Here is a 9,340-nt window from a genome sequence, read left to right on the forward strand (position 1 = left end):
ACGCACCCTCATAAACTAACTCATAACCATTGTCTTTCAACCAATCGTGTTCTGAATCGGTATCTACTGGAGAACCAGATTCTTTAGCACCACCGTCAACAAGGGCATAGTATAGAGCAGATGAATGGTCATAGCTATCTGGCCCAGTACGAGCATCACGAGAATACTTGACCTTCCCTAGCTTATCCTTATACCACTTGATAGCCTTATCAGTATCAATAGACTTTTTGTCTTTATCACTGTCTTTTTTGCTATCCTTGTTGCTAGAGTCACTTGATGAACTGCTTGAACTGCTATCATTATCATTGTCTTCGTTGTCGCTATCTTCTTCATCGTCGTCACCGTCATCATCATCTGAACTTTGACTACTTGACGAGGAGTTATTGGAAGAAGCACCGCCACCACCAAACGCCTTTTGGAACTTGGCATCATCGTACTTATATTTACTTGCTTCGAAGACTTCCGCAAACTTCCTCGCATCAGCCTTCTTCTGCTCTGGTCTGACATAAGCCATGTTACCTCGTTCGTAGGCATTCCATGACATAGCAGTTTCATCGATATTGGTTTGTTTCGCAAACTCCTGGAATGACCAGTTATGGCCAGATTCGTCATAAGCTGGGTTCCAGTCACCTTTTGAGATGGCATCGATAACAAAGGCAACCATCTTATCAGCATCTTCCCAATCAGGACTATTAAGAGGTGCATATTTCGTGTAGGGGTCAAACTGGAAGATTCCACCACCACCAAGTGTGTTAGATGTCCCACCTGTCGTTGGAACAGCTCCCTTAGAAATGGAGTCATTGATACCACCACCATAATGCCCTTGGGCACGTCCAATGATGTCATAGCTCCCTTCAGAGTTTGCCCAACCAACAGCACCTGCAGCAGATTCCCCAGACAATCCAGCATTCACAAAAGCCATAAAGACTTTGTGGGCATTTTCATAGGCTTTTGTCCCCTTCGTAAAGGGATCAGAGTCGCCAGCAGATGCTGAGTCAGTTTTAGTAGAAGTCGATTGAGGCTTAGAGCCATCATCGTCTTCTTCATCATCGTCTTCTTCATCGCCATCTTTTTGGTAGGTTACACATTGGGTGTTAGTCTTGCTACCTTTCCCACCGGAAGTACTAATTGTCCCCATTAAACCAGTGATAATTGCAATTAAGATAACCGCAAAAGTTAAAATAGTTCCTATAATAATGGTTGTCTTCACTCCAAAAATCGTTAGAAGAACACGAGCAGCTTTATCACCTATTCGTTTCAAATATCTTAGTCACCCCCTTAATGAAGTAGTGCGGTTAGCCAATACCAACCAAATACAAGTAAAAGTCCTAGGGCAAGAAAGATACTTTGTTTAATGAATTTTCGATTTCTTTTTTGTTGTTGCTTTCGCATCCAAAATGAATCTTCATCTGAGTAATAGTCTTTGTGACGTTCCACTTGCAAATTATAATAGTCTGTCACATCCTCCTTGACACTGGATAACCTTTCTTTCCCACGCGCAATGAGACCTTGTTTTTTCTCTTGTTCACGTGAGATACTGTCTTCATCAAAACCGTTATAGTAGGTATCGTAAAATGCTGAATAATCTACTTGCTCTTCAAGGCTTTCCGGATAGACTTGGTCTTGATGCTCATCAAGAGGATCTAGTTCTAGTTCACGTTGAATATACTGACCATCTCGTTTAAAACGATAAGATACCATATATTAAAACCTCCTTAAGCCAATAATTGGCATTTTTTGTGGAGCAATATAGAGTTTATCTGTTACAGTTACCTTAGAAAAAGGTACACCTTTGATTTTAAAAGTACGGTGTAACTCCTTAACAACGAGACCAGCTTTATAATCTTTTTCCGTCACTTCTTCCTTAAAGAGTTCTTCATAAGCAGATACCTGAATCAAGTCTAGGAGACGATAAGCAGATTGATAAGCATAATAGTTACTTCGATTGGCCAATCTCTTTTCAAAAAGAGGTGAATATTCCTTTGAGAAGAATGATACGATCTTAACAGCTCGTTTTCTATGGTTATATTCTAGTTTAGCCATAACCCATGCAAGCCCCCAAGTCACTAGAGTGATAAAGCCCCAGGTGTTCATCAAACAAATAGGAAGAAGACTAAACATAAGAATATGCTTTGCTTTCTTGATACGTTCACGTCTCTTACCAGTAAGTAGCTGATAAAGGGCTACAATCAAGGCACAAAACACATATGGTGTATAGGCAATAGCCATAAAATGAACACCGTAGGCGAATAAAAGTGTCTGATAGAGCATGAGATAGCTATAGAAACCAACCAAACCAAGAACTAAACTGATAATAAAGGAGACTATCCTAAAAAAACGTAGTGTCTTAATGTCATAAGCTATATTGTTAACCCATAGTGACATTTGCATTAGTGTGGTCATTGATTAATTTTCCTCCTCTGGTGCTTCTTCTGTTTCAAATATTCTCGACTCAAATCGAGCAGGTTCTTGGTAGATAATCATGGCTGAGTACTCATCCACTTGCTGACTTCCAAATAAGCCACATAAACTACTTAAAAGATGTGTTTTTCGCATCTGATAAGTAATATCAACAACACGACAGGTCTTTTTGTAAGCCAAGATCTCTAAGTAATCATTTACAATTCTTTCCAAATCATGCGGATTATCCTCTGTCAGAATTTTAGTTTGCAGTTGGAATGCCTCATCAGAATATGGTTGCTGTAGGTTCATTGTATTTCCCCCTTTCACCATTTCTAAGGTAAGAATGCATAGCGAACATGTTCATCATACGGATACTTACCATAAGACCTATTATCCGCTAGTTGATGGTTGAAGACTAAGTTCTTGACAGAAGCAATATTTAGGAAGAAATCACCATCTCTTAAATATTTAAGTGACGAAAGTTCACTCTCGGTCATTTCCCCTTGTAAAGCATCTGCTAGACGAGGGATAGTCAAATCACCTAATTGAGAAAAGACACGATACGTCATCATAGAGAAAATTGCGCGTGTCGCTAAAACGTAATCCACTGCGTCCGTAGAGTTTGCATTCAAGAGGATGTTATCTAACGAACTCATTTCCATAATAAATGCAGAATAGTTACTACTTACATTCTCAATCAAATCCTTTAGAAAGTTAAGAGACTCTGAATAACGATAATTGAAGAGCTTATGTGCTCCGTTAATGGTAATAATGCTATGAGGTCGTTGGCTCTTATCTCCCCCGATAATCCCTCTACGGAAATACTCAGAGACCCTTCTTCCATTTGCTACAGCGTATGATGAAATGATAGATAACACTTGGTAAAGCTGAATATTAAGAAGTTCAGTATCTTGAATCCCAGAGAGGTCAAAGGTTACAACTTGTTCATTTGAGAAATCTTCAAACTGTGAGGTCGCATTTAAGAAGCGATAATCCCCCAAGAGACCAGAGAAAGCATTATACAGGCTGTCATAACTTTCAGCATCAATTTTATTTCCCTCTGCGATTTTATCCTCTTTAAGCTTGTTTAAGCGTTCTACCCAATGAGATAGAGTCGGATAATCTTCTGGAATAACATTCGTAATCGTTAAGTCTTCTTGGTCCATGACTTCTGCATTACGGTTCCACAGACTACGGTCTTCATAAAAGTCGTTTAAAGCAGACGACAAATTATTGAGGTCAGAATTCTTTAACCCTGGATCAAGAATTTGAGCTAAAGCACGTAGTTTATTACGGTGGGCATAGAAAGACTGGACCTGGTCCGTTGTTTCTCCATCTGCAGAGGAAGCCGTCGCAATAATTTGCATGAGGTTAATATGATTCCGATTATTAGTACCAGACATCTTAACATATCGACCACCTTGAAGTTCCGTAAGTTCTTTTAAGTTACCAGTAAGGTCAATGTTAAAAATGGTATGGCCTTTAGCAAAATAGGTATCAATCAAATTACCTAACAGTTTCATTTTCCCGTTTCCTGCTCCGGCAATCAGCATTGATGGAATTTTACGTTCCCTATCTTCATGCAAAAGGTCAAAGTTAACCACACCACCAGTACGTGTTTCTCCCAAGTAAACACCATAGGTATCCATTAAGTTTGTATGGTTAAAAGGATAGCCAGCACCTAAATCCCAGGCGGATGCTGCTTGTCCTTTTCGACGTAGTGGAGTGTCTTCTAAACGAGATGCTGGAATAAAAGCTGTGTGATATTCGACGTCTTGCATGCCATCAGAAGAAGAAATCGAATACTGATTCAACTGTTGCTTGAGATCAGCTTCTCGTTCTACCAGTTCATTCAATGTGTTTGCCGCTAACAAAAAGCGAGTGTGAATTTTTTTAGATGGAACATTATTATCAAGTTTTTCGCGATAGCCTAATAAAGAACCAATACGCTTCTTATCATCGGCATCTTGTGCAGCCTTTGTATTTTGAGTGGCTAACATATTCGAAATAGCTTTTGAAGCTAAGTCGGACATTTCATTATTTAAAGTATGTTCTAAGGACATAAAACTGATTACATTATCAACGAGCATTAAATCACTCATCCAGAAGTCCGGTAAACCGTGTTCTGGATATCTGTCATATGGAACATGAGCAATCTTATAATAACCGTTTGCTTGTCTCCAATAGCGATCATCATATTTAAAATCTGGAATATCACTTTGAATCCTACTAATAAGATTGAGGTCATAACCCTCTCGAATATATTTTTTGATCTTTCGTGAACTTAAATCCATGTAAACTCCTTCTAGTACTGGTTAGGGGAACCATTAAGTGAATCATTAAAGTTGTAATATTGAGTCAACAACTCTTCCTTTTTTTCGACGGATACAACTTTAGGGGCAAATCCGTGGCTCGAAGCAATTGTTAAGGTGGTACGGGTATTGGAATCTATTTCAGCCAAAGTGTCTCCAAACACCCAGATAAAGAACTCAATATTTTGTTGGTTGATTGCGACGACTTGTTGTACGAGATATTTTGTTTTCAAAATATCTTCTCGTTGCCTGAGTTGATAAATAAGTCTCTCTTTACTTGAGATTGTGTCAAGATCATCGCCATCATTGATAATCAATTCTGGAGCATTCTGCTCTTGTTTGACTTCATCCAGCAGACGTAGGAATTCGTTAGATTGACTTGAGACATCTGTTGGCAATTTCGTAGTCTGAAGCATCATGTCAAAGGTGGTACCAGACAGAAAAAGAGTGAAGCCTACCTTAACAGCTGCTTGTTCTTCATTAGACATCGCTTGAATATCTTGCCCAAACACCTCAAAAATCTGCACATAACCTGAATAGCCATTAGCTAATCGTATCGGTTGATTAGGATAGCCATATAGAATAGACTTCACATCAGTTATCGCAACAGTGTCTAAGAAATCTCTACGTTTTTTCTTATTAAGCGGAACATACACAAACTCTTCTCCAGCACGTTCGCCAAGATCTATACTTTCAAATTGTGTTTGCTTTTCCTTCTTCTTCTCTTGTTTTCTTTTCCGTGCCTCTTCTTTTTTTCGTTTCCTAATCTCTTTTTTTGTCAATACTGGTTCTTCAATTAAACCTGGCATATCATTTCCTCCATCAACATTATTCTCAACTATTCTATAAAACAACATAGGGCGTTCGTAACCCAGTGACACCTATTAGCTACTCATACTTCTCCATGATTTTGACTATTTACTTCCATTTAGGGCTCTCTTTCCTTGTCTAGCTACTTAAATCCTGTTACAATCAAATCAATACAATCGCAATAATCTTTTTTGGAGGGTTTTAGGATGCTAGACTTTTTACAAGAATTTTATTTTTCACTCTATATCAGCACATGGACATCTTTTAAATGGCTACTACTTTCGGTTCTTATTGCCATTGGCTGTTGCCTTGCCACTTTTTTGTTCGAATTCAAAGGCAAAACTGCACAACTGATTTGGTTGAAATTCTCGATGAGTTTAACTGCTATATTTGCCTTATTTTGTTTATTTATGACACTTCATGGCATCATCCATTCAATAGGAATCCTAGTAGGTGCTGTTTCTAGTTTCTTTTTCCCAGTATTTGGTTTATTAATAATCTGTGGTATTATCCTATTCATCATCAGTCTCTTTAATCCTTTCTTCCTCTTCTTTTTAGTTAAGAAATAAAAAACAAGCCAATTTTAAGGCTTGTTTTTTCGTAAACTATTTATCATAACTCTCCGTCTTCTCCAGCATCTAACTTCTGGAAGCGACTGTCACTGTCTAAGCTATTTTTCTTTGGTAAGCGTTGTGTTGGAGGAGTAATATTTGAAGTATCCCCTTTTGGAGTTATTCTTCCTACACCATTACTTCGAACTCTATCGTAATTTAAGATACTATCATTGACATTATCTCTAGTACTAGTATAACGTTCTCCGAAACTACTTGAGAAGTCCTTCTTAATTGCTTGACCTACATTCCTGAATTCTGTCCCAACAACCTCCTTACCGGAAGTCATGACTTCTTTTGTACCACTTATGGCACTATTAAACGTATTTTTAGTGCTTGTTGATAATTTCCTTCCAGTTACCCCTACTGCTCTTCTTGCTACTTGAAAAGCAGTAAGGTCCTGATCTGTAGTATCAGAAAATGCATTCCAGGTTCCAGCGACAGCACCTGCAGTAGCGCCTGCAGCCGACATAGCACCTCGTCTGATACCATTTGTGGTCGACCCTACCACGCTACCGGCACTCTTAAGCCCCTTAACACCAACTTTGGTTCCACTACTTACATTATTTCTGAGACGGTTAAAGCCGCTTTGATTTCGTCTACCAGTAACTGGGTTATACTTACCAACAGCAAAGTTTCTAGCACCACCACCCATTTTATTAGCAGCCATTGCACCAACAGCCATTGTAGCAACTCCAGCCTTAGTTCCACTTGAAAGGTTAGTATCAATACCTAGCCAGCGTTCCAACATTTTTGATCCCTGAGAAACTGCAAGATAAACACCAAGGTAAACAGCAATCGTCGCAATGGCATGTTGGAATGGGTCTAAGCCATCATAGAAACTTCCACCCAGAGTTTTCTTAGCCACATCAGATGCTCCAGAACCTAGATTGAGCTTCACTTCGCTATAAGTAATTAAGAACCATTGTGCTACTTTTACGAATAATAGTTGGAACCAGATGGCAGCAATTCCTGTCATAACTTCTTGCCAAACCTCTAGGATACGCATACTATTTCCAACAGCCGAGTATGAAACTAGTGGTGAAATAATCACTGTTATAAGTGTTTTGAAAATCATTCGTACCGTAGTTACCAGCAATCCGATAAGCAAAAGTAAAAGAATAATTTGCTGAGTGATCAGAGCTATCCAGTCAACTTTATAGCGGGCATAAGTTGGTAAGAAAGCAGTATTATCAAAACCAAGGAAATAACCTGATTTTGAAGTGGTAACTCGTGCATAAGCAATCTTACCATCTGCATAACGAATGGTGTTGAGCGTAGATCTCATTACATCAGAAAATCCATTGTAAGGTGATTTTGCCTGATTATCTTTCCACTCAGATTCCTCTTTCCAACCAGTAAAAAATATTTTACTAGTTTGAAGAAGAGCAGTTATTGGGTTAGATAAGGCTATACCATTTTTTACTTGTTGCCCCCAATCAACCGAACCGTCTTCTCGCACTCCTACGAACTTAGTTATTGAGGATACTCGTCCTTCACGTCCAGAATAATACTGCAACATAGCCTTATTGGTTGGACCATAGGTTTCAGTAAAATTGGTGAACCAAATATTACCATCTGAAATGGTATTCCAGTTTTTATCACCAGCTATAAAATGAGTATCTTTATTATAGCCCAACTTATCTGTATCAAAATCCATTGCATACAGCATTTCGAGGTCAACCGTATTGTTCCGAAATGGGGTTACAGAAAGCGAAACACTCTGACCACTGCCAGTTATGTCATAATAGGCTAGTCCTACGGTATCCTTCGCTATGGCACTACCAAATTTTGAAGCAAACACTGGAAGTGAAGCAACAGAGAAAGTTACCAGAATAATGTGATTGAAGAATTCTCGATACCTGAAAGGTGCTCCTGCAATTGCCATTATAAGTCGAATGAGCGTTACCAGAACAAATAATGAAATCCCAACGATTTGAAGCCACTTATAAACTTGACCAACAAAGCTATCGGATTGACTAATATAGTCAAACATCCCGAATAACTTAAACATGTTGAGGTAGGCTTTCTCAATCGCATAACTAAAACTATAGATACCTTTTGAAAGCATCTCAGGAATAAAGCCAAAAGCTATAAATACCCCAGTTGTTGGGTGGAGGTATTGGTCCCACTGTGCATAAAAGGATGCCAATAAGAGCTCTTTATCTTTGTCACCTCCCCAACCTTTAGAACCAACTTCATTAGGCCAATCTTTCGATTGAGAGATCATATCTGATAGGGATGGCCAGACCTTCCCTTGTTCAATCTCAATTGTTGCTTCTGCACCCATAGGTTATCCCTCCTTGTTTTCAGTTTTTTCAGCTGAAGTTTCAGTAGAAGGAGATGTTGGAGTTGCAAATGCTGTTGTTGTCGGTTCAGATGTAACTACCCAACCTTGAGTAGCTGATGGTTTTTTCTTAACATTGAAAGTAACACGACGAACTGTCGTTTTTTGAGCCTCATCCGTTGTACCAACAACGTATGTAACCTCATAGGTATCCTTCTCATTCTTAACGAGTTCAACTTTCTCCAACATTGTGCTAGAAACAGTTGCTACCTCTGGGTTAGTAAATTTAGCGTCGTTATTATCCAAGTAAGCCTTAAGCTTATCCTTGTCTCCTGAATAATAGTATGACAAGAAATAACGAGCCATGACATCAATCTCATGTTCATGATCTTGTATCATTGTAAGACGCTCAACTTTATCTGTTGTGGCCACAAGTTCTTTCTTCACGCGCGTGAAATTGCTATTATAGACCATTAGCATCAACAATAAGAACACCGATAACGTACAAGAGCCAATGGCCAAAATCAATGGCAACTTACTTGGTGGTCCTACTTCTTCATCTTCATACACTCTGCCTGTTTTCTCCTTCCGTTTCTTGGCTCCAGCGACTGACTGTTTATGCTTATCCTTGTTTGACATAAGACGATTTGGAAGTTCTCCTTCAATCGTTCCTGGTTTTGGATAAGGTGGCATATCAACAGGAGACAAGCCTAAACTTTCAGCATAACATGGAAGTAACCCCATTGGACCACTGAAAAAGTTGGAGATCCCTTCATAAGTTGTTTTCTCAAAACGTTTATCACGGTGCGCTTCTTCGATGAGTGGGGTAACGAGTTCCTTATAATCTTTCGTAATAACAAAAGGGGTAATCTGAGGTTGTCCTTCAATACTAGGGACTCCCGTAGTTGGTCGTGTGA

At 39.0% G+C, this 9,340-nt stretch carries 9 protein-coding genes; 1 reads left to right on the forward strand and 8 read right to left on the reverse strand.

All coding sequences use genetic code 11. From position 1 onward, the window contains the following. From O3670_RS10445 to O3670_RS10470, 6 genes are all read right to left on the reverse strand, one after another. A partial coding sequence (locus O3670_RS10445) for a phage tail tip lysozyme (protein ID WP_371596118.1) occupies positions 1-1,261 on the reverse strand: 1,261 nt, incomplete at its 3' end. Positions 1,262-1,278: 17 nt separating this feature from the next. Beyond that, positions 1,279-1,701: a hypothetical protein gene (locus tag O3670_RS10450; RefSeq protein WP_371596119.1), complete on the reverse strand. Its 423-nt coding sequence runs from the start codon at positions 1,699-1,701 to the stop codon at positions 1,279-1,281. Between the two features lie 3 nt (positions 1,702-1,704). Beyond that, complete coding sequence (locus O3670_RS10455; RefSeq protein WP_110981313.1) at positions 1,705-2,403, reverse strand: hypothetical protein; 699 nt, start codon at positions 2,401-2,403, stop codon at positions 1,705-1,707. A gap of 3 nt (positions 2,404-2,406) precedes the next feature. Further along, on the reverse strand, positions 2,407-2,712 hold the full coding sequence (locus tag O3670_RS10460; protein WP_229056665.1) for a hypothetical protein: 306 nt from the start codon (positions 2,710-2,712) through the stop codon (positions 2,407-2,409). Positions 2,713-2,735: 23 nt separating this feature from the next. After that, a complete protein-coding gene (locus O3670_RS10465; protein WP_371596120.1) occupies positions 2,736-4,697 on the reverse strand; it encodes a TraG/VirB4 family ATPase in 1,962 nt (653 codons plus the stop codon). Between the two features lie 11 nt (positions 4,698-4,708). Then, positions 4,709-5,524, reverse strand: a complete 816-nt coding sequence (locus tag O3670_RS10470) for a hypothetical protein (RefSeq protein WP_371596121.1) — start codon at positions 5,522-5,524, stop codon at positions 4,709-4,711. Between the two features lie 207 nt (positions 5,525-5,731). Here O3670_RS10470 and O3670_RS10475 point away from each other — a divergent pair, with 207 nt between their 5' ends. Next, positions 5,732-6,094 carry a hypothetical protein gene (locus O3670_RS10475; RefSeq protein WP_151404964.1) on the forward strand — a complete coding sequence of 121 codons (363 nt, stop codon included), beginning with the start codon at positions 5,732-5,734 and terminating at the stop codon, positions 6,092-6,094. 43 nt (positions 6,095-6,137) lie between these two features. Here O3670_RS10475 and O3670_RS10480 read toward each other — a convergent pair whose 3' ends face one another. After that, positions 6,138-8,426 carry a DUF8208 domain-containing protein gene (locus tag O3670_RS10480; RefSeq protein WP_371596122.1) on the reverse strand — a complete coding sequence of 763 codons (2,289 nt, stop codon included), beginning with the start codon at positions 8,424-8,426 and terminating at the stop codon, positions 6,138-6,140. Between the two features lie 3 nt (positions 8,427-8,429). After that, positions 8,430-9,340 (reverse strand): hypothetical protein (locus tag O3670_RS10485; RefSeq protein ID WP_371596123.1); only part of this gene is annotated, 911 nt, incomplete at its 5' end.

This window comes from Streptococcus sp. 27098_8_74 (assembly GCF_041431705.1).
GTDB classification, from domain to species: Bacteria; Bacillota; Bacilli; order Lactobacillales; family Streptococcaceae; genus Streptococcus; species Streptococcus salivarius_E.

Bases quoted from the DNA above. Each gene is read 5' to 3' on its own strand.
- O3670_RS10450 (WP_371596119.1), bottom strand. From the start codon at position 1,701: ATGGTATCTTATCGTTTTAAACGAGATGGTCAGTATATTCAACGTGAA.
- O3670_RS10455 (WP_110981313.1), bottom strand. From the start codon at position 2,403: ATGACCACACTAATGCAAATGTCACTATGGGTTAACAATATAGCTTAT.
- O3670_RS10460 (WP_229056665.1), bottom strand. From the start codon at position 2,712: ATGAACCTACAGCAACCATATTCTGATGAGGCATTCCAACTGCAAACT.
- O3670_RS10465 (WP_371596120.1), bottom strand. From the start codon at position 4,697: ATGGATTTAAGTTCACGAAAGATCAAAAAATATATTCGAGAGGGTTAT.
- O3670_RS10470 (WP_371596121.1), bottom strand. From the start codon at position 5,524: ATGCCAGGTTTAATTGAAGAACCAGTATTGACAAAAAAAGAGATTAGG.
- O3670_RS10475 (WP_151404964.1), top strand. From the start codon at position 5,732: ATGCTAGACTTTTTACAAGAATTTTATTTTTCACTCTATATCAGCACA.
- O3670_RS10480 (WP_371596122.1), bottom strand. From the start codon at position 8,426: ATGGGTGCAGAAGCAACAATTGAGATTGAACAAGGGAAGGTCTGGCCA.